Consider the following 19,235-nt stretch of genomic DNA (forward strand, 5'->3'; position numbering starts at 1 on the left):
TTCTGGCAGTCGTGCTCTGGCACTCAGCTGGACCGAGTGCCAGCATACGACCGGCGGCCCGTGCCGTCCTCCGGCTCGCTGGACCGGGGTCGCCGCTCGGCTCGCCGATGGGATCGATACCAGCCCGGCAGCCGTCGCAGGCCGCCGGGGAATGACACTAGGGTGGTTCGAGTCGAGCGACCTCGGGCAGCCGGGGCCGGTGAACCGGGAGGACCAGCCCTGATCTTCAAGGCGGTGCGGGACGGTCGGCCCTATCCCGACCACGGTTTCGCCACCCGTGACTGGGCGATGATCCCGCCCCGGCAGATCCGGCTGGACACCCTCACGACCACCAAGCGCGAGCTGGCCCTGGACGCGCTGCTGGCCGACGACTCGACGTTCTACGGTGACCTCTTCCCGCACGCGGTGCAGTGGCACGGCGAGCTGTACCTGGAGGACGGTCTGCACCGGGCGCTGCGCGCGGCCCTGCAGCAGCGCAACGTCATCCACGTGCGTGTGCTGGACCTCGACGCACTGATGCCGGCCGACAGCGACACCGCCGAGGACGCCGGGGACCACGCCGACGCCGGGGACCACGCCGACGCCGGCCGGTCGCGTTAGCTACAGCCAGCCCTTGTCCTGGGCCACCCGCGCCGCCTCGACCCGGGTGCGCGCCCCGGTCTTGCCGATCGCCGAGGACAGGTAGTTCCGCACCGTCCCCTCCGACAGGAACAGCCGGCCGGCGATGTCGGCGACGGTCGCCCCGTCCGCCGCCGCCCGCAGCACGTCGGCCTCCCGTGCCGACAGCGGCGTCGCGCCCAGCGCCAGGGCCGCGGCGGCCAGGTCCCGGTCGATCACCCGCTCCCCCGCCACCACCGCCCGGATGGCCCGGGCCAGTTCGGCCACCGGTGAGTCCTTGACCAGGAAGCCGGCCGCGCCCACCTCCATCGCTCGGCGGAGGAACCCCGGCCGGCCGAAGGTGGTCAGCACGACGGCCCGGACGCCGGGCAGCTCGGCGGCGAGCTCGCGGGCCGCCTCCAGCCCGTCCCTGCCGGGCATCTCGATGTCCAGCAGCGCGACGTCGGGCCGGTGCTCTCGGGCGGCGGCCAGCACCAGGTCACCCCGGCCCACTTCGGCCACCACCTCGATGTCCTCCTCGAGGTCCAGCAGCGCCCGCAGCGCACCGCGGACCAGGGTCTGGTCCTCGGCCAGCAGCACCCGGATCGTCACGCGGTCACCGACGCCGGCAGCAGCGGCACCTCGGCGCGGACCCGGTAGCCGCCGCCGTCCACCGGCCCGGCCGCCAGCTCCCCACCCAGCGCGGCCACCCGCTCGCGCAGCCCGGCGAGCCCCGCCCCGTAGCCGCCCAGCACGGTCAGCCGCTCCCCGGTGCCGGCGCCGTCGTCGGTCACGGTGAGCACCGCCCGGACGCCGTCCTCGGTCAGCTCGACGGTCACCCGTGCCGCGCCGCTGTGTCGCAGCACGTTCGTCGTCGCCTCCCGCACCACCCAGCCCAGCGCGGCGTCGACCCCGCCGGGGAGCACCGGCACCACGTCGGGCAGCCGGACGGCGACGCCGGCCCCGGTGAGCGCGGCGCGGGCCTCGGCGAGCGCCTGGGCGCAGCTGACCTGGCGGTACCCGCTCACCGCGTCCCGCACCTCGGCCAGCGCCCGGCGGGCGGCCTCCTCGACGTCGGCCATCTCCTGTCGCGCGCGCGGCGGGTCGACCTCGGCCAGCCGGCGGGCCAGCTCGCTCTTCAGCGCGATCAGCGACAGCGAGTGCCCCAGCAGGTCGTGCAGGTCGCGGGCGAAGCGCATCCGCTCGTCGGCGACCGCGCTGCGGGCGAGCTCCTCCCGGGCCTCCTGCAACTCGCGGTTGAGCGCGATGAGGTGCCCGGTGCCCTGGACGGCGAAGGCGGTGAGCAGGCAGACGGGCGGCAGGAACAGCAGCCCCGGGGCGTCCTCGACGACGATCACGGCGGCGCAGAAGAGGGCCTCGGCCAGCACCGCCGGCCACACCCACCGGCGCGGCAGGGTGGCGGCGGTCGCCGCCGACACGTAGATCATCAGCCCGGCCCAGCTGGCGCCGAAGCCCACCGCCAGCGCGACGGCGAGGGCGACCATCAGCGCGAAGTCCGCCCGCAGCGCCCGGGGCCGGCCGAGCTGCCCCATCACGCTCAGGTAGACGACGGTGAAGGCGAGCAGGCCCGCGGCGGCGACCCAGCGCGCGGCGGCCGGGCGGTCGGTGGTGACGATGTCGGCGATCGGGAAGACCTGGAACAGCAGCCACGGCACCGCCCAGATCGCCTGACCCCACCGGCTCGCCCTGTCCACCGGTCGGACGCTATCGCTCCGCACGGCGTCCGCGGCTCAGCCGGCGACCGCGTGCAGCGGGCGCCGCCGGGACACCACCAGGGCGGCGGCCGAGAAGACGGCAGCGAAGGCGAGGAGCACCAGCACCGTCGGGGCGGAGGGGGCGTGGCCGGCGACGACGTCCCGGCCCAGAGACGCGTACCAGTAGGAGGGTGTCGCGTGCGCCACCGTGACCAGCGCGCTCGGCAGGATCTCGACCGGCCACCACAGCCCGCCGAGGGCCGCGAGGGCCGTGCCGAGGATGCCCGTGGCCGCGCCCGCCGCCTGGGAGTCCAGCGCCACGCCCAGCGCGATGCCGAGCGCGACGAAGACGACCGAGCCGGCCCACAGCACCGCGATCAGCCCCAGCCAGCTGCCCAGGCCCAGTTCCACGCCGTTGACGAACCGGCCGACCAGCGCGACCACGACCAGGCTGGGCAGCACGAGCAGCGCGCCGACCGCCACGTCGACGGCGAGCGCCGTGCCCGGCGGTACCGGGACCACCCGCAGCTGGCGCAGCCAGCCGGTGGAGCGGTCGAAGGCCAGCCGGATGGTGGCGCCCAGGGCCGCGCCGATGGCGCCGTAGGCCATCATCGAGACCATGTACAGCCGGCCGTAGTCCTGCTGCCCACCGTCCGCGGTGGCCTGCGCCCCGAACACCTGGGTGAACAGGATGGTGAACAGCGCCGGCAGCACGATGGTGAAGAAGACGTACTGCCGGTTGCGGCCCACCCGGCGGAGCTGGAAGAGCAACAGGTCGGTCATCGGGCACTCCGCTCGTCGGTGGGCCGGGTGGTCAGGTGCAGGAACGCCTGCTCGAGGGTGGCGCCGCGCACCTCCAGGCCGGGGAGCTCGGCCCGTTCGGCCAGCAGGGCCCGCAGCGTGCCCTCGGCGTCGGAGGTGGCCAGCTCGACCAGCTCGCCCACCCCGCCCACCGCCGTCACCCCGGGCAGGGCGGCGAGCCCCGCGCGCGGCCCGGGGCAGCGGAACCGGACGGTGCGGCCGGCGACGCGCGACTTGATCGCGGCGGCAGAGCCGTCGGCCACCACCCGCCCGGCGTCGACGACCACGACCCGGTCGGCGACCGCGTCGGCCTCGTCGAGGTGGTGGGTGGCGAAGACGACGGTGTGCCCGCGGTCGGCCAGGCCGCGCATCGTCGTCCAGAACGCCTGCCGCCCCTCGACGTCCATCGCCGAGGTGGGCTCGTCCAGGACGAGCAGCGGCGGGGCCCCGGCCAGCGCGAGCGCCAGCAGCACCCGCTGCCGCTGTCCGCCGGACAGGGCGTCGACCTGCCGCCCGAGCAGCCCCTCGATGCCGGCGGTGGCGAGCAGGTCCTCGACCGGCCACGGATCGGCGTAGCGCCGGCGGACCAGGGTCAGCACCTCACCGACCCGGGTCTCACCGGGCAGGCCGCCGTGCTGCAGCATCGCGCCCACGCCGCCGGCCCGGATCGCCTCGCCCGGCTCCCGGCCGAGCAGCCGCACCGTCCCCGCGGCCGGCCGGAACAGGCCGAGGGCGGCGTTGAGGGTGGAGGACTTGCCGGCGCCGTTGGCGCCGAGCAGGGCGACGGTCGCACCGCGCGGGATGCGCAGGTCGAGCGCGTCGACGGCCACGGTGCCGCCGTAGCGGACGGTCAGCCCCTGGACGTCGAGGGCGGGGGTGTCGGGCATGTGGCCAGCCTGTCGCCGGGCCGGGGACGGCGGGAGTGCCGGACGTCCTCCACAAGGTCTGACGGATGTCAGACGACGACACCCCGGCCCGCCTACGCTCGCGCTGTGGACGTGACCGAGGCCCCGGTGCTGTCGAACGCCGCGCTGTCGACCACCGCGCCGGCCGACCCCGCGCTCGAGGTGCTGGCGCGGGTGTTCGGCTACGACGCCTTCCGCGGACCCCAGCGCGAGGTGGTGGACCACGTCGTCGCAGGCGGTGACGCGCTGGTGCTCATGCCCACCGGCGGCGGCAAGTCGCTGTGCTACCAGGTGCCGGCGCTGCTGCGCGAGGGCGTGGGCGTGGTCGTCTCCCCCCTGATCGCGCTCATGCAGGACCAGGTGGACGCGCTGCGGGCCCTGGGTGTGCGGGCCGGGTTCCTCAACTCCAGCCAGGACCGCGACGAGCGCCGGGCGGTCGAGCAGGCCTTCCTCGCCGAGGAGCTGGACCTGCTCTACGTGGCCCCGGAGTCCCTGGGCGGCGGCTCCTCGCCCACCGCCCGGTTGCTGGAGCGCGGCCGGATCGCGCTGTTCGCCATCGACGAGGCGCACTGCGTCGCCCAGTGGGGTCACGACTTCCGGCCCGACTACCTGGCCCTGTCGATGCTGCACGAGCGCTGGCCCGACGTCCCCCGGATCGCGCTGACCGCCACGGCCACGCCGGCCACGCACACCGAGATCAGCACCCGGCTGCAGCTCGACGACGCCCTGCACGTGGTGGCCGGCTTCGACCGGCCCAACATCCAGTACCGGATCGCGCCGAAGGACTCACCGCTCAAGCAGCTGCTGGACCTGCTGCGCACCGAGCACCCCGGCGACGCCGGCATCGTCTACTGCCTGTCCCGGGCCTCGGTGGAGAAGACCGCGGAGTCCCTGGTGGCCGCCGGCGTCCCCGCGCTGCCTTACCACGCGGGGCTGGACCAGCAGACCCGCGCGCGGAACCAGTCCCGGTTCCTGCGCGAGGACGGCCTGGTGATGGTGGCGACCATCGCCTTCGGCATGGGCATCGACAAGCCCGACGTCCGCTTCGTGGCCCACCTGGACCTGCCCAAGTCCGTCGAGGGCTACTACCAGGAGACCGGCCGGGCCGGCCGCGACGGCCAGCCCGCCACCGCGTGGCTGGCCTACGGGCTCGCCGACGTCGTCCAGCAGCGCAAGATGATCCAGACCTCCGACGGCGACGCCGCGCACCGCCGGGTGCTGTCGGCCCAGCTGGACGCGATGCTGGCGCTGTGCGAGACCGTCGACTGCCGGCGGGTGCGGCTGCTGGCCCACTTCGGGCAGGAGAGCTCGCCCTGCGGGAACTGCGACACCTGCCTGACCCCGCCGGAGTCCTGGGACGCCACCGTCCCGGCGCAGAAGCTGCTGTCCACGGTGCTGCGCCTGCAGCGGGAGCGGGGCCAGTCGTTCGGGGCCGGCCAGTCGATCGACATCCTGCTGGGCAGGCGCACCGACAAGGTGGCCCAGCACGCGCACGACGAGCTGACCGTCTTCGGCATCGGGACCGACCTCACCGAGGGCCAGTGGCGCGGCGTCGCGCGGCAGCTGCTGGCCCAGGGGCTGTTGTCGGTGCAGGGCGAGTACGGCACGCTGGCGCTCAGCGAGGCCAGCGGGCCGGTGCTGCGCCGGGAGCAGACCGTGTTGATGCGCCGCGACCCCGACCGCCCGGCCCGCTCCGGCCGGTCTGCGCGCAAGGACCGGGCGACCGCCGCCCCGGAGCTGCCCGCCGCGGCGGCCGGCGCGTTCGAGCGGCTGCGGGCCTGGCGGTCCGCGACGGCCAAGGAGCAGGGCGTACCCGCCTACGTCGTCTTCCACGACGCGACGCTGCGGCAGATCGCCACCGAGGAACCGCCGACCCTGGCCGCCCTGGGCACCGTCAGCGGCGTCGGCGCGGCCAAGCTGGAGCGCTACGGCGAGTCGCTCCTGGCCGCCCTGCACACCTAGGCCCTTTGGCCCCGCTGCAGGGTCCCGCCACGAGCCTGCGAGTGGTGGGGGGGCAGCGGGGTCCTCAATCGGTGAGGTCCCGGACGACGGCGTCGGCGAGCAACCGGCCGCGGTCGGTGAGGACGGCGAGCCCGGCGGTGTGCGGCCCGGCCTCCAGCAGCCCGCGGACGCATGCCTCCGCGGCCCGCGCCCGGCCTCCCGCGCTCAGCGCCGTCAGCGGCAGCCCGTCGCGCAGCCGGAGCCCGAGCATCACCCGTTCCAGTGCCTGGTCCGCAGGGCTCAGCAGCTCGGTGTCCGCGGCCGGGTGCAGACCGGCGGTGATCCGGTCGGCGTAGGCGGCCGGGTGCTTGACGTTCCACCAGCGCAGCCCGCCGACGTGCGAGTGCGCGCCCGGTCCGATGCCCCACCAGTTCGCGTTGGCCCAGTACAGCTCGTTGTGCCGGCAGCGGGCTGCCCGGTCGCGCGCCCAGTTCGACACCTCGTACCAGCCGAGCCCGGCACTCGCGAACGCGCGGTCGGCCTGCTCGTACCGGTCGGCCAGCACGTCGTCGTCCGGCATCGGCAGCTCGCCGCGGGCCACCCGGCGAGCCAGCCGGGTGCCCTGCTCCACGATCAGCGCGTAGGCGCTGACGTGGTCGACGGGAGCGGCCAGGACGGCGTCCAGCGAGGTCTGCCAGTCGGCGTCGCTCTCCCCCGGGGCGCCGTAGATCAGGTCCAGGTTGACGTGCTCGAAGCCGGCCGCCCGCGCCTCGTGGGCGGCCTGCACCGCGCGGCCGGGGGTGTGCCGGCGGTCCAGCACGGCCAGGACGTGCTCGGCGGCGGACTGCATGCCCAGGCTGATCCGGGTGAACCCGCCGGCCCGCAGCACGGCGAGCGACTCCGGGGTCACCGACTCGGGGTTGGCCTCGGTGGTCACCTCCACGTCGGGCGCGACCGGGAACAGCTCCCGGACGGCGTCCATCACCGCGACCAGGTCGTGCGCCGGCAGCAGGGTGGGGGTGCCGCCGCCGACGAACACCGTCTGCACGGCGGGGCGGTCCGGGCCGAGCACGTCGGCGGCCAGCCGCAGCTCGGCGATCGCGGTACCGGCGTACTCGCTGCGGTTGGCGCCCGGGCCCAGCTCGTCGGAGGTGTAGGTGTTGAAGTCGCAGTAGCCGCACCGGGTGGCGCAGAACGGCACGTGCACGTACAGGCCGAAGGGCGTCGTCCGCAGGCTGTCCCGCGCGGCCGCCGGCAGCATCGAGGGGTCGGCCGGGAGCGGCGGGGTCTGGCCGAGGAGAGGCAGGGTCTGGGGCGTCGTGGTCGTCATCGCTGCTCCCAGTGTGACCGCCCCCGGCAACCGACCGGCACCATGTCGGCGTGACCTCCGCGACCACCGGTGACCGCGTCCTGCACGTCGAGGTGTCCTCGGGCGTGGCCCGGCTGACCCTGGACTCCCCCGCGAACCGCAACGCGCTGTCCCGGGCGATGCGCGCGCAGCTCCGGCAGGCGCTGACCGAGGCGTTCGCCGACGACGCCGTCCGGGTGGTGGTGCTCGACCACACCGGCCGGGTCTTCTGCTCCGGCATGGACCTCTCCGAGGCCACCGGCGGTGGCGCTGCCGACCAGGGGGTGAACGAGCTCCCCGAGCTGCTGCAGCTGGTGTGGTCCGCGCCGAAGCCGGTGCTCGCCGCGGTGCGCGGGCCGGCCCGCGCGGGCGGTGTCGGCCTGGCCGCCGCGTGCGACGTCGTGGTGGCCGGCGCGAGCGCGACCTTCGCCTTCACCGAGGTCCGGATCGGCGTCGTCCCGGCCGTCATCTCCGCGGTGTGCCGGCCGCGGATGCTGCCGCACGTCGCGCACCGGCTGATGCTCACCGGCGAGGTCTTCGACGCCGGAACCGCGGCGGCCGGCGGGTTGGTCGACCTGGCCGTCGCCGACGACGAGGTCGACGTCACCGTCGCCGCGCAGGTGACCGCACTCGCGGCCGGGGCGCCGGCCGCCCTCGCCGAGACCAAGCGGCTGCTGCGCGCGGACACCGACCTGGACGGTCAGTTCCCCGCGCTGCTGGAGCTGTCGGCCCGGTTCTTCGCCGGCGACGAGGGCCAGGAGGGCATCGCGGCGTTCCACGAGAAGCGTCCGGCCCGCTGGGTCCCGACCACCTCCTGAGCACGCTCGTGCTCTGCTCACCACGGTGAGCCGAGCACAAGCGTCGCGGGAGCACTTGCCCCGCGACTGCGCCGCGCTCATCCTCGGCCCATGACCGAGTCCGAGCGGGACCCCCGCGCCCGCTTCCGCGAGCTGCCGGAGCGGGTGCTGCCGGAGGACGTCGTGGAGACCTCGGACGTGAGCCCGCCGATGCCGGCCGAGACGCCGCTGCAGGAGGTCTGGCGGGTCGCCCTGTTCGGCCCCGGGACCCCCTGACCCGCGGTCAGCGCAGCCGGCGGGTGTTGTCCGGCAGCCGGACGGTGATGCCGCGGGCGTCCAGCCACTCGGCCAGCGGGACGGCGACCCGGCGGCTGGTCCCCCACGCCTGCCGCGCCTGGCTGAGCGTGAACGGCTGCGGCAGCGTCGTCAGCCGGGCGCGCGCCACCTCGGCCACGCCGGGAGCCAGGTAGACGCCGTCGGTGATCCGCACCAGCTGCTCGGCGCGCACCGCGGCGGCCAGCTCGCGCGTCCCCAGCCCGGCGGCGACGAGGTCACCCGCCTCCGGCGCGGCGAACGGCTGCTCGGCCAGCCGGGCGCGGATCCCGTCCACCGCCCGCTGCACCTCCGGCGGCAGCCCGGGGTCCGCGGCGACCACCCGCCCCTCGCGCAGCTCCAGCGGCGCCCGGACGACGGCGGGCACCAGCTCGACGTCGGGCAGCTCGAGCGCCGACCGCAGCACCGCCACCGGCGGCCCGGGCTCCAGCGGGCGCAGCTGCCGGTACCGGGCCACCACCTGCGGCACGCGGGCCGCGAGCTCGTCGGCGAGGCCCGGCGCGATGAGCCAGGGCCCGACCGTCGTCGCCCCGGCCGGCACCGGCCACCCCATGGCGACGAAGTCGGCACGCCGGACCCAGCGGCGCCGGGCCAGGTCGGCTGCCGCGCCCTCGGCACCGGGCGGCTGCTCGGCGAGCTCGGCGGCACGTGACCGGGCCGCCCCCCGCCGACGCAGCTCCGGCGGGTCGACGTCCCGCACGTCCGCGCCCAGCACCCGACGCGCCCCGGGATCACGCAGCAGGAGCCGGTCACCGACCCGCAGCGGCAGCTCGTGCGCGAGCCGGAGCCGCACCGCCGTCCCGTCCAGCGGCCGCACCCGCGCGCCCACCGTCGCCGAGCCGATGTGGACGACGGCCTCGGCCGGCAGCGTCCCCTCGACCGGTGCGACCAGGGTGACGTCGAGGTCGGCGGTGCGGCGGAACGCGTCCGGGGTCAGCAGCGCGTCGCCGCGGGAGATCTCCTCCACCGCGACGCCGCGCAGGTTCAGCGCCACCCGGGCGGTGGCCGCCGCCGTCTCCACCGGCGCACCCAGCGACTGCAGCCCGCGGACGGTCACCAGCCGGCCGCCCAGGTCCAGCCGGTCCCCCGCCGTCACGGTGCCGGCCGCCAGCGTGCCGGTGACGACCGTCCCGGCGCCGCGGATGGTGAAGGCCCGGTCGACCCACAGCCGCACCGGCGCGGCCGGGTCGGGTGCGGGCAGCCCCGCCAGCACCTGCTCCAACGCGGCCGACAGCTCGGGCAGCCCGGCGCCGGTGCGGGCACTGACCGCCACGGCGGGGACCTGACCCAGCGAGGTGCCGGCCAGCCGCTCCCGCGCGTCGGCGAGCACCGGACCGGCGTCGGCGAGGTCGGCCTTGGTGACCGCGAGCAGCCCGGCCCGGACGCCCAGGGCGTCCAGCACCGCGACGTGCTCGGCGGTCTGCGCCGACCACCCGTCGTCGGCCGCGACGACCACCAGCGCGGTCGGCACCGAGCCGACGCCGGCCAGCATGTTGCCGATGAAGCGCTCGTGGCCGGGGACGTCGACGACGGCCACCCGCCGGCCCGAGGGCAGCGTCGTCCAGGCGAACCCCAGGTCGATGGTGAGGCCGCGGCGGCGCTCCTCCTCCCACCGGTCGGGTTCCATCCCGGTCAACGCCGTCACCAGCGTGGACTTGCCGTGGTCGACGTGGCCGGCGGTGGCGATCACGTCCACCGGCGGGCCACCTCCTCGACCGCGGCGACCAGCGCCTCGTCGTCGGCCGGTGCCAGGCTGCGCAGGTCCAGCAGCGTGCGGTCCCCGTCGACGTACCCGACCACCGGCCGGGCCCCGAGCCGCAGCGGCTCGGCGAAGCGGACGTCGAGCGCCACCGCGGCGCTGGGCAGCTGGAACTCCGGCGCCCCGCCGCCACCGACCCGCGCGGTCGAGTCGACCGCCACGGCGGGCACCCCGGCCGCCTGGAGTGCGGCGGCGACCGATGCGGCCCGGGCACGCAGCCCCGCCGGGTCGGCGTCGAGCATCTGCCGGACCGGGGGCAGCGGCCCCCGCAACGTCGCCTCCAGCGCGGCCAGGGTCGTCTTGTCCACCCGCAGCGCGCGGTACAGCGGATGCCGGCGGAGACGCTGGACGAGGTCGGCCCGGCCCAGCACGATGCCGGCCTGCGGTCCGCCGAGCAGCTTGTCCCCGCTGCACAGCGCGAGGTCGGCGCCGGCGGCCAGGGTGGTCTGCAGGTCCGGCTCGTCGGGCAGCAGCGGGTGCGGGCGCAGCAGGCCGCTGCCCACGTCGGCGACCAGCGGCACCCCGGTCCCGGCCAGCGCCGGGGCGAGCTCGGCGACCTCGACGGCCCGGGTGAAGCCGCGGACGACGAAGTTCGACGGGTGCACCTTGAGCACCGCGCCGGTGTCCGGACCGAGGGCGGCGGTGTAGTCGGCGACGGAGACCCGGTTCGTCGTCCCCACCTCGCGCAGCCGCGCGCCGGTGCTGGCCAGCAGGTCGGGGATCCGGAACCCGTCGCCGATCTCGACCAGCTCGCCGCGGGCCAGCACGAGCTCGCGGCCCTGGCCGAGCGCGGTGGCGACCAACGCCAGCGCGGCGGCGCAGTTGTTGACCACCAGGGCGGCCTCGGCCGCCGGGACCGCGGCCAGCAGCGCGGTCAGCGCGCCCTCCCCGCGCGGGCCACGCCGTCCGGTGCCCAGGTCCAGCTCCACGTCGGTGGTGCCGGCGGCGGCGACCACGGCCTCGACCGCGGCGACTGACAGCGGCGCCCGGCCCAGGTTGGTGTGCACCAGCACGCCGGTGGCGTTGAGCACCGGGCGCAGGCTGCTCGCGGTGCCCGGCAGGGCGGCCAGCACCGCCGGGACGACGTCGCCGGCGGGCAGCTCGCCGTCCCGGACCCGCTGCTGGGCGGCCTGCACGGCGGTCCTCACCAGGTCGCGGCCCAGCCGGTCGACCGCGGCCGCCACCAGCGGCTCGGCCAGCACGGCATCGGTGCGCGGAACCGAGCGGCGGGGGTCTCCGGTCATGACCGGGCCAGCGTAGGTGGCCGGTGCGGGGCCGGCCCGGGGGCCGGCCCCGCACGGGCCGTGGCGGAGGCGGACGGGAATCGAACCCGCCTGACCGAGCTGCTCGGTCACGTCGGCTTTAGAGGCCGCGGGGGCCACCAGACACCCTGACGCCTCCGCCGCCGAGCCTAGGGCCGGTGCCCGGCGGCTGCCGCGCGGGCGGGCCTAGATTCACTGCGTGACCGCTCTCGCCCCGCCCGTCCGGCTCACCCAGTTCGCCCACGGCGGCGGCTGCGCCTGCAAGATCCCACCGGGTGAGCTGGAGGCGGTCGTCGCCGGCCTGACCCACTCCGGCCCGGTCGACCCGGCGGCCGAGCTGGTCGTCGGGCTGGACGACGGTGACGACGCCGCGGTGGTGCGCCTCGCCGGCGGTCAGGGCCTGGTGCTCACCACCGACTTCTTCACCCCGGTCGTCGACGACGCGTTCACCTTCGGCCGGATCGCCGCGGCCAACGCCCTGTCCGACGTCTACGCCATGGGCGGCACCCCGGTCGTGGCGGTGAACCTGCTCGGCTGGCCGCGCGACGTGCTGCCGATGGAGCTGGCCGCCGAGGTGCTCCGCGGCGGGCTCGAGGTGGCCCAGGCCGCCGGCTGCCACGTCGGTGGCGGGCACTCGATCGACTCCCCGGAGCCCACCTACGGGATGGCCGTCACCGGGCTGGTCGACCCCGAGCGGCTGATCCGCAACGACGCGGCGACCGCCGGCACCCCGATCTCGCTGACCAAGGCGCTCGGCGTCGGGACGCTGAACAACCGGATGAAGGCCACCGGCGAGGTGTCGGCTGAGGCGGTGGACTCGATGAGCCGGCTGAACGCGGCGGCGTCGGTGGCCGCCGTCGCCGCGGGCGTGCGGGCCGGGACCGACGTCACCGGCTTCGGCCTGCTCGGGCACCTCTACAAGATGGCCCGTGCCAGCGGGGTGACCGCGGTCGTGGAGGCCGCCGCGGTGCCCTACCTGGCCGGCGCACGGCAGTCCGCCGCCGACGGCTACGTCTCCGGCGGCACCCGCCGCAACCTGGCCTGGGTCACGCCGTTCACCGACCTGTCCGCCGTCGACGAGGTGGAGGCGCTGCTGCTGGCCGACGCGCAGACCTCCGGTGGGCTGCTGCTCGGTGGCGAGGTCCCCGGCGCCCCGGTGATCGGGGAGTTCGTCGCCGAGCAGGAGTTCGCCGTCGTCGTCCGCTGAGGGTGACCGGCGTCGCACCGTGCCGCCGGCTCCGTTAGCTTGCAGGGGTGCTTGCTGCCTTCGTCTCCGCGCCCGCCCCGAAGGACCCGCTCTCCGTGCTGGAGGTGGGGAACCGGCCCGCACCCGAGGTGCCCGAGGGTTGGACGACGGTGCAGGTCAAGGCGACCTCGTTGAACCACCACGACCTGTTCAGCCTGCAGGGCATCGGGCTGCCGGCGGAGCGGATGCCGATGGTGCTGGGCACCGACGCGGCCGGGCTGGACGAGGACGGCAACGAGGTCGTGGTGCACGGCGTCGTGTCCACCCCGGGGTGGACCGGTGACGAGACGCTGGACCCGAAGCGGTCGCTGTTCTCCGAGCTGCACCAGGGCACGATGGCCGAGCAGGTCGCCGTCCCGCGCCGGAACCTGGTGCCCAAGCCGGCCGAGCTCTCCTTCGCCGAGGCCGCCTGCCTGCCGACCGCGTGGCTGACCGCCTACCGGATGCTCTTCGTCCGGTCCGGGCTGCGGCCCGGGTCGACGATCCTGGTGCAGGGCGCCAGCGGCGGGGTGGCGACCGCGCTCATCCGGTTGGGCAGCGCCGCCGGCTACCGGGTCTGGGTGACCGGGCGCAGCGAGGAGAAGCGGACCGCGGCGCTCGCGCTCGGCGCCGACCAGGCCTTCGAGACCGGCGCGCGGCTGCCCGAGCGGGTGGACGGCGTCATGGAGACCGTCGGTGAGGCCACCTGGAGCCACAGCATCAAGTCGCTGAGGCCCGGCGGGGTGGTCGTCACCTGCGGCGCGACGACCGGCTTCAACCCCGGCGCGGAGCTCAACCGGGTCTTCTTCACCCAGCTGTCGGTGATCGGCTCGACGATGGGCACCCGCGAGGAGCTCGACGACCTGATCCAGATGTGCCGGATCACCGGCGTCCGCCCGCAGATCGACGTCGAGCTCCCGCTGGCGCAGGCACATGAGGGCTTCCAGCGGATGCTGGAGGGCCGCACCGCCGGGAAGATCGTGTTCACGCTCTGACGGAGGAGGTACCGAGGTGATCGCCAGGACCTGGCGGGGCTGGGTGCGCAGCGAGGACCGGGCCGACTACGTCCGGTACGTCGAGGAGACGGGCATGGCGCACTACCGGCGCACGCCCGGGAACCTCGCCGCCCACCTGCTGACCCACGACCTGCCCGACGGCCGCACCGAGGTGCTCACGTTCAGCCTGTGGACCTCCGAGGACGCCGTGCGCGCCTTCGCCGGGGACGACGTCACAGCCGCCGTCCTCTACCCCGAGGACGACCGCTGGCTCGTCGACCGGGAGTCCACGGTCACCCACTACGACGTGCACGAGCCGACCTGATCTGCGCCGCGGACAGCATCGCGGTCGGCCGCCGGGGCGAGGGCCCGTCAGCCAGGCGTGTCCGTGTCCACGCGCCAGGTCGGCCGGACCTCGATGCCGGCCAGCCGCCAGCCCTTGGGGCCGCGCCGGGCTCGAAAGCGGTACACGGCTCCGAGCTGACGCGCCGGACGTGAACCGCCCCGGACGAAGGTGCCGACGACGTTGGCCCGCGCCGTGGCAGCATCGCCGGCGAGGTCGACCAGGACGTTGGTGATGACGTGCTGCAGGCCGGTGAAGTCGGCGTGGTTGCGCACCGCCTGGGCGACGACGGCGGGCCGACCGGTCGCCTCGCCGCCGGGGGTCGCCGCGGTGACGTCCTCGGTCAGCACGTCGTCGAGCGCGTCGAAGCGGTGCTCGTCCAGGCAGACCCCGAGGCGGTGCACCAGATCGGTCACCGCCAGTCGGTCGGACAGCTCGTCGAGCAACGGTGTGGCATCGGACGATGACCTCATCAAGGACCCCTGACTCGTTGGCGAGACCAATGTTGGCAGCGCCAACGGTAACCTCGTCGGGCATCGCCGTCCAGCCCCTAGAGTTGCCGGCATGGACAGTCGCTCGGCGCCGAGGGCACTGCGCGGCCTGCCGAGCTGGCTGGTCAGCCAAGCATCGCTGACCGCCGCCGGACTGGTGTCCGGGCAGCTGTCACGGACGGGCGCGCACCGCTGGCACTACTCGGTGCTCGCCGCGCTGCACGAGTCCGGCCCGGCCAGCCAGGCCGAGCTCGGACGCCGGGTCGGACTGGACCGGAGCGACGTCACCGCCGCCGTAGGTGCGCTGGCGTCCGCCGGGCAGGTGGTCCGGGAGACGGACCCAGCGGATCGACGGCGCAACACGGTGCGGATCAGCGACCGCGGCACCGAGCGGCTGCAGGACCTCGATCGGCTCGTCCACTCGGCGCAGGACCAGCTGCTCGCCCCCCTGTCTCCTGCCGAACGCGAGGAGCTGGTCCGGCTGCTCACGGTGGTGGTCGACCACCACGGCGCCGTGGGCTGAGGCAATGAGACAGCCCGGTCAGGCCCGGACGGCGAGCCGCTCGATCTTCGCGGCGAGCTTCGGCTGGTCCTTGACCGGCAGGTACCGCAGCACCGGGACGAGCTCGGGCAGCCGGGACCGCTCGGTCATGGCGATCCGGAACGCCGTCTCGACGGTGATGCCGTGGTCAGGGCGGGAGAGGACGTCGACGTCGTCGCCGGCGCCGATGTCCCCGGTCTCGAGCACCCGCAGGTAGGCCCCGGTGGCGCCGTGCGCGGCGAACCGCTTGACCAGGTCGGGGACGCCCCAGAACCGGGCGAAGTTCGCGCACGGGGTGCGCCAGGAGGTGACCTGGAGCAGCGCCGAACCGACCAGCCAGCGCTCGCCGAGGACGGCGGTGCGCAGGTCCAGCCCGCTGGTGCGCAGGTTCTCCCCGAACCGGCCCGGCGGCAGGTCGCGGTCCAGCTCGGCGACCCACCAGTCGGCGTCCTCCTGGGCGTAGGCGTAGACCGCCTGGCCCTCACCGCCGTGGTGCTTCTTGTTGACCTGGACGTCGCCGTCCAGGCCGAGCGGCTCGACCGCGACGCGGTCGGGTACCGGCGACTTGCGGATGCCGGACCGGTTGGGCCGCTTGCCCGGCAGCGGGAGCAGGTCCGCCCCGGAGACGCAGACCGCCTCGAGCCGGCCCCTCACTTCTTGGCGGCAGTCGACTCGTTGGTGGAGAGGGCGGCGACGAACGCCTCCTGGGGGACCTCGACGCGGCCGACCATCTTCATCCGCTTCTTGCCCTCCTTCTGCTTCTCCAGCAACTTGCGCTTGCGGGTGATGTCACCGCCGTAGCACTTGGCCAGCACGTCCTTGCGGATGGCCCGCACCGTCTCGCGGGCGATGACCCGGGCGCCGACGGCGGCCTGGATGGGGACCTCGAACTGCTGGCGCGGGATCAGCTCGCGGAGCTTGCCGGCCATCAGCACCCCGTAGCTGTACGCCTTGTCGGCGTGCACGATCGCGGAGAAGGCGTCGACGGCCTCGCCCTGCAGCAGGATGTCGACCTTGACCAGCTTCGCCTCCTGCTCGCCGGCCTCGGCGTAGTCCAGACTCGCGTAGCCGCGCGTTCGGGACTTCAGCGCGTCGAAGAAGTCGAAGATGATCTCGCCGAGCGGCAGCGTGTAGCGCAGCTCGACCCGGGACTCCGACAGGTAGTCCATGCCCCCGAGCTGCCCGCGACGCCCCTGGCAGAGTTCCATGATCACGCCGGTGTAGTCGCTCGGCGCGATGATCGTGGCCTTGACGATCGGCTCGTAGATGGTGCCGAGCTTGCCGCCCGGCCAGTCGCTGGGGTTGGTCACCGTGATCTCGGAGCCGTCCTCCATGACCACGCGGTAGACGACGTTGGGCGCGGTGGAGATCAGGCTGATGCCCGCCTCGCGCTCCAGCCGCTCCCGGACGATCTCCAGGTGCAGCAGGCCCAGGAACCCGACCCGGAACCCGAAGCCCAGCGCGGCGGACGTCTCCGGCTCGTAGGTCAGGGCGGCGTCGTTGAGCAGCAGCTTGTCCAGCGCCTCGCGCAGCAGCGGGTAGTCGCTGCCGTCGATCGGGTAGAGCCCGGAGTAGACCATCGGCTTCGGGTCGCGGTAGCCGCCGATCGACTCGGTGGCCGGCTTGTGCTGGAGGGTGACGGTGTCACCGACGCGGGACTGCCGGACGTCCTTCACCCCGGTGATGAAGTAGCCGACCTCACCGATGCCCAGGCTGTCGACCTGCTTGGGCTCGGGGGAGATGACGCCGATCTCCAGCAGCTCATGCGTGGCGCCGGTCGACATCATCTTGATCTTGTCCCGGGCGGAGATCCGGCCGTCGACGACGCGGACGTAGGTGATCACACCGCGGTAGATGTCGTAGACCGAGTCGAAGATCATCGCGCGTGCCGGACCCTCGTCCCGGCCGGTCGGCGGGGGGATCTCCTGCACGATCCGGTCGAGCAGCGCGGGCACGCCCTCGCCGGTCTTGCCGCTGACCCGCAGCACGTCGTCGGGGTCGCAGCCGATGATGTGCGCGATCTCCGCGGCGTACTTCTCCGGCTGCGCCGCCGGCAGGTCGATCTTGTTGAGCACCGGGATGATCGTGAGGTCGTTCTCCAGCGCCAGGTACAGGTTCGCCAGCGTCTGCGCCTCGATGCCCTGCGCGGCGTCGACCAGCAGCACGGCGCCCTCGCAGGCGGCGAGTGACCGGGAGACCTCGTAGGTGAAGTCGACGTGGCCCGGGGTGTCGATCATGTCGAGCACGAACTCGGTGCCGGTGTCGTCCCCGGTGCGCGGGGTCCACGGCAGCCGGACGTTCTGCGCCTTGATGGTGATGCCGCGCTCGCGCTCGATGTCCATCCGGTCGAGGTACTGGGCGCGCATGTTGCGGCCTTCGACCAGCCCGGTGACCTCGAGCATCCGGTCGGCCAGCGTCGACTTGCCGTGGTCGATGTGGGCGATGATGCAGAAGTTCCGGATCCGGGCGGGATCGGTGGAGGCAGGAGTCGTCACAGTGCCCCCATCGTCCCACGACCGTGCCGATCGTCCAGCGATCGCCCGCGACGGGTCGGGGCGGGCCTCGCTCGTCGGTCGCCCCACCGGCGCGGGTTGGGGTGTCCTGACCGGGCTGGTATCTTGTGAGGCCGGTCCGCCGTGCGCTTCATCGCGCCGTGGACGCACTGTCAGACACCCCCTGCGATCACCCGAGGCTCACGCGTGGCGAACATCAAGTCCCAGATCAAGCGGATCAAGACCAACGAGATCGCGCGCAAGCGCAACGTCGCGGTCAAGTCCGCCCTGAAGACGACGGTCCGGCGCTTCCGCACGGCCGCCGACGCCGGGGACAAGGAGGCGGCGGCCACCGCTCTCCAGGTCGCCAGCAAGGCGCTCGACAAGGCCGCCAGCAAGGGCGTCATCCACAAGAACCAGGCAGCGAACCGCAAGTCGGCGCTGGCCAAGAAGGTCGCCAGCCTCTGAGCTGAGCACCCGCTCGACGACGAGCCCCTCTCCCGTCCGGGAGGGGGGCTCGTCGCTGTCCCGGCTGCGCCCGCCTGCTCAGCGCCCGGCGCGCAGCCGTTCCCCGCGACCGGCCGCGCCGGCCGCGCGGATCGCCACGATCCGCCGGACGGCCCGCTCCAGCGCGTAGTCCGCGCTGGCGGCGGCGCCCTTGACGTCGGCGTTGAGCTCGGCGGCCACCCCGATCGCCTGCTGCAGGGCGTCGATCGTCCAGCCGCGCGCCTGGCTCTGCGCCTTCTTGACCTTCCACGGCGGCAGCTTCAGCTGCCGGGCGAGCTCGCCGGTGTTCGTGGTGTTCAGCGAGGCGACCCGGGCCGCGGTGCGGACCCCGTCGGCGAGGGCATCGGCGATGAGCACGTGGGCCACGCCGCGGTCCAACGCCCAGCGCAGCATCTCGATCGACCCGGCCGAGTCCCCGACCAGCACCCGCTCGGCGACGGTGAAGCCGGTGACCTCGGCCTGCCCGCGGTGGAACCGGGCGACCGCGTCGGCGTCGACGACCCCGCCGAAGTCCGACACCAGCTGGCTGGCCGCAGCCGAGAGGTTGCGCAGGTCGTTGCCGACCGCCTCGAGCAGGGCGGTGGCCGCGTCGGGGGTGATCCTCCCGCCGGCGTGCCGGACCTCGTTGCGCAGGAAGGCGATCCGCTCACCCGCCGAGCTGATCTTCGGGCACTCGTCGACCGCCGCCCCGGCGGCCTTGAAGGTCTTGAGCAGCGCCTCGTTCCGCTTGCCGCCGTTGTGCACGACCACCAGCGTCAGCTCCGGGTCGGGGTCCTTGGTGTAGCTGACCAGCTGGTCGGCCAGGGCACCCGCGGCCTCGTGCACCCCGGTGACGACGACCAGCCGGTGACCACCGAACAGCGACGGCGCCAGCACCTCCGCCAGGTCACCGATCGGGAGGCCGGCCGCGGCCAGCTCGTGCTCCTCGCTGTCGGCGTGGCGCTCGCGCACCGCGGCCCGCACGGCGGAGACGGCGCGGGCCCGCAGCAGTTCCTCCTCGCCGACCACGACGCGCAGCCGCGACGTCGGTGCGGGCGGTGCTGCTGCGCTGGCTGCCACGCGGCCATGCTGCCACGCGGTGCCGACGGGACCGGGCCGCCGCGGGCCCGTCGGGCGTTCCCGCGGGAACGCCCGGCACCCCGCCCGCGGTCGCCCGCTGGACCTCGTCCGGCCCGCGCACGGC

General features: G+C 74.8%; 20 protein-coding genes and 1 tRNA gene. 9 read left to right on the forward strand and 12 right to left on the reverse strand.

Annotation, left to right across the window (positions count from 1 at the left end):
* The first annotated feature begins 162 nt into the window (after positions 1-162).
* Positions 163-600 carry a type II toxin-antitoxin system VapB family antitoxin gene (locus tag FHL79_RS04315; RefSeq protein WP_439331121.1) on the forward strand — a complete coding sequence of 146 codons (438 nt, stop codon included), beginning with the start codon at positions 163-165 and terminating at the stop codon, positions 598-600.
* Here the strand turns inward: FHL79_RS04315 and FHL79_RS04320 are convergent, their stop codons facing one another.
* From FHL79_RS04320 to FHL79_RS04335, 4 genes are read right to left on the reverse strand one after another with little or no spacing between them, the layout of a single operon-like run.
* The gene (locus tag FHL79_RS04320; protein WP_138757387.1) at positions 601-1,209 is read right to left on the reverse strand and encodes a response regulator transcription factor; all 609 of its coding nucleotides are present in this window, start codon (positions 1,207-1,209) and stop codon (positions 601-603) included.
* Positions 1,206-2,312: a sensor histidine kinase gene (locus FHL79_RS04325; protein ID WP_138757388.1), complete on the reverse strand. Its 1,107-nt coding sequence runs from the start codon at positions 2,310-2,312 to the stop codon at positions 1,206-1,208. Before FHL79_RS04325 ends, FHL79_RS04320 begins: the two co-directional genes overlap by 4 nt.
* Before the next feature lie 36 nt (positions 2,313-2,348).
* Positions 2,349-3,095: an ABC transporter permease gene (locus FHL79_RS04330; protein ID WP_138757389.1), complete on the reverse strand. Its 747-nt coding sequence runs from the start codon at positions 3,093-3,095 to the stop codon at positions 2,349-2,351.
* On the reverse strand, positions 3,092-4,000 hold the full coding sequence (locus FHL79_RS04335; RefSeq protein WP_138757390.1) for an ATP-binding cassette domain-containing protein: 909 nt from the start codon (positions 3,998-4,000) through the stop codon (positions 3,092-3,094). The genes FHL79_RS04330 and FHL79_RS04335 overlap by 4 nt, the downstream gene beginning before the upstream one ends.
* 105 nt (positions 4,001-4,105) lie before the next feature.
* On the opposite strand from FHL79_RS04335, the gene recQ reads away from it, so the two are divergent.
* Positions 4,106-5,980: a DNA helicase RecQ gene (gene recQ, locus FHL79_RS04340; protein ID WP_246080340.1), complete on the forward strand. Its 1,875-nt coding sequence runs from the start codon at positions 4,106-4,108 to the stop codon at positions 5,978-5,980.
* 64 nt (positions 5,981-6,044) lie between these two features.
* Here recQ and hemW read toward each other — a convergent pair whose 3' ends face one another.
* A complete protein-coding gene (gene hemW, locus FHL79_RS04345; RefSeq protein WP_138757391.1) occupies positions 6,045-7,289 on the reverse strand; it encodes a radical SAM family heme chaperone HemW in 1,245 nt (414 codons plus the stop codon).
* A 50-nt stretch (positions 7,290-7,339) separates the two neighbouring features.
* Here hemW and FHL79_RS04350 point away from each other — a divergent pair, with 50 nt between their 5' ends.
* Together FHL79_RS04350 and FHL79_RS24960 are read left to right on the forward strand one after the other, a co-directional pair.
* On the forward strand, positions 7,340-8,125 hold the full coding sequence (locus FHL79_RS04350; RefSeq protein WP_138757392.1) for an enoyl-CoA hydratase-related protein: 786 nt from the start codon (positions 7,340-7,342) through the stop codon (positions 8,123-8,125).
* A 90-nt stretch (positions 8,126-8,215) separates the two neighbouring features.
* Entirely contained in the window at positions 8,216-8,380 is a 165-nt protein-coding gene (locus FHL79_RS24960; RefSeq protein WP_171058007.1) for a hypothetical protein, read from the forward strand.
* A gap of 7 nt (positions 8,381-8,387) precedes the next feature.
* On the opposite strand, the gene selB is transcribed toward FHL79_RS24960, so the two are convergent.
* The 3 genes from selB to FHL79_RS24965 form a co-directional block, all read right to left on the reverse strand.
* The gene (gene selB, locus FHL79_RS04355) at positions 8,388-10,133 is read right to left on the reverse strand and encodes a selenocysteine-specific translation elongation factor (protein ID WP_138757393.1); all 1,746 of its coding nucleotides are present in this window, start codon (positions 10,131-10,133) and stop codon (positions 8,388-8,390) included.
* Positions 10,124-11,440: an L-seryl-tRNA(Sec) selenium transferase gene (selA, locus tag FHL79_RS04360; protein ID WP_138757394.1), complete on the reverse strand. Its 1,317-nt coding sequence runs from the start codon at positions 11,438-11,440 to the stop codon at positions 10,124-10,126. The genes selB and selA overlap by 10 nt, the downstream gene beginning before the upstream one ends.
* Positions 11,441-11,501: 61 nt before the next feature.
* Positions 11,502-11,597: transfer RNA gene (locus tag FHL79_RS24965), tRNA-OTHER, on the reverse strand.
* Positions 11,598-11,657: 60 nt separating this feature from the next.
* Here FHL79_RS24965 and selD point away from each other — a divergent pair.
* The 3 genes from selD to FHL79_RS04375 are packed head-to-tail and all read left to right on the forward strand — an operon-like array spanning position 11,658 to position 14,003.
* Complete coding sequence (selD, locus tag FHL79_RS04365; protein ID WP_138757395.1) at positions 11,658-12,665, forward strand: selenide, water dikinase SelD; 1,008 nt, start codon at positions 11,658-11,660, stop codon at positions 12,663-12,665.
* Between the two features lie 47 nt (positions 12,666-12,712).
* Positions 12,713-13,678 (forward strand): zinc-binding dehydrogenase, encoded by a 966-nt coding sequence (locus FHL79_RS04370; RefSeq protein ID WP_138757396.1) that lies wholly within the window; start codon positions 12,713-12,715, stop codon positions 13,676-13,678.
* Positions 13,679-13,694: 16 nt separating this feature from the next.
* Entirely contained in the window at positions 13,695-14,003 is a 309-nt protein-coding gene (locus FHL79_RS04375; RefSeq protein ID WP_138757397.1) for an antibiotic biosynthesis monooxygenase family protein, read from the forward strand.
* A gap of 47 nt (positions 14,004-14,050) precedes the next feature.
* On the opposite strand, the gene FHL79_RS04380 is transcribed toward FHL79_RS04375, so the two are convergent.
* Positions 14,051-14,494 (reverse strand): nuclear transport factor 2 family protein, encoded by a 444-nt coding sequence (locus tag FHL79_RS04380; RefSeq protein ID WP_171058008.1) that lies wholly within the window; start codon positions 14,492-14,494, stop codon positions 14,051-14,053.
* Positions 14,495-14,585: 91 nt separating this feature from the next.
* On the opposite strand from FHL79_RS04380, the gene FHL79_RS04385 reads away from it, so the two are divergent.
* Positions 14,586-15,035: a MarR family winged helix-turn-helix transcriptional regulator gene (locus tag FHL79_RS04385; protein WP_138757399.1), complete on the forward strand. Its 450-nt coding sequence runs from the start codon at positions 14,586-14,588 to the stop codon at positions 15,033-15,035.
* 18 nt (positions 15,036-15,053) lie between these two features.
* On the opposite strand, the gene FHL79_RS04390 is transcribed toward FHL79_RS04385, so the two are convergent.
* Together FHL79_RS04390 and lepA are read right to left on the reverse strand one after the other, a co-directional pair.
* Positions 15,054-15,707: an MOSC domain-containing protein gene (locus FHL79_RS04390; protein WP_138757400.1), complete on the reverse strand. Its 654-nt coding sequence runs from the start codon at positions 15,705-15,707 to the stop codon at positions 15,054-15,056.
* Positions 15,704-17,548: a translation elongation factor 4 gene (gene lepA, locus FHL79_RS04395; protein ID WP_138757401.1), complete on the reverse strand. Its 1,845-nt coding sequence runs from the start codon at positions 17,546-17,548 to the stop codon at positions 15,704-15,706. The genes FHL79_RS04390 and lepA overlap by 4 nt, the downstream gene beginning before the upstream one ends.
* A gap of 204 nt (positions 17,549-17,752) precedes the next feature.
* Between lepA and rpsT the strand changes: the two genes are divergently transcribed.
* Positions 17,753-18,013 (forward strand): 30S ribosomal protein S20, encoded by a 261-nt coding sequence (gene rpsT, locus FHL79_RS04400; protein ID WP_138757402.1) that lies wholly within the window; start codon positions 17,753-17,755, stop codon positions 18,011-18,013.
* A 78-nt stretch (positions 18,014-18,091) separates the two neighbouring features.
* On the opposite strand, the gene holA is transcribed toward rpsT, so the two are convergent.
* Positions 18,092-19,111: a DNA polymerase III subunit delta gene (gene holA, locus FHL79_RS04405; protein ID WP_138757403.1), complete on the reverse strand. Its 1,020-nt coding sequence runs from the start codon at positions 19,109-19,111 to the stop codon at positions 18,092-18,094.
* Positions 19,112-19,235: the final 124 nt, after the last annotated feature.

The sequence above is a fragment of the Modestobacter altitudinis genome, from assembly GCF_005930475.1.
Taxonomy (GTDB): Bacteria; Actinomycetota; Actinomycetes; order Mycobacteriales; family Geodermatophilaceae; genus Modestobacter; species Modestobacter altitudinis.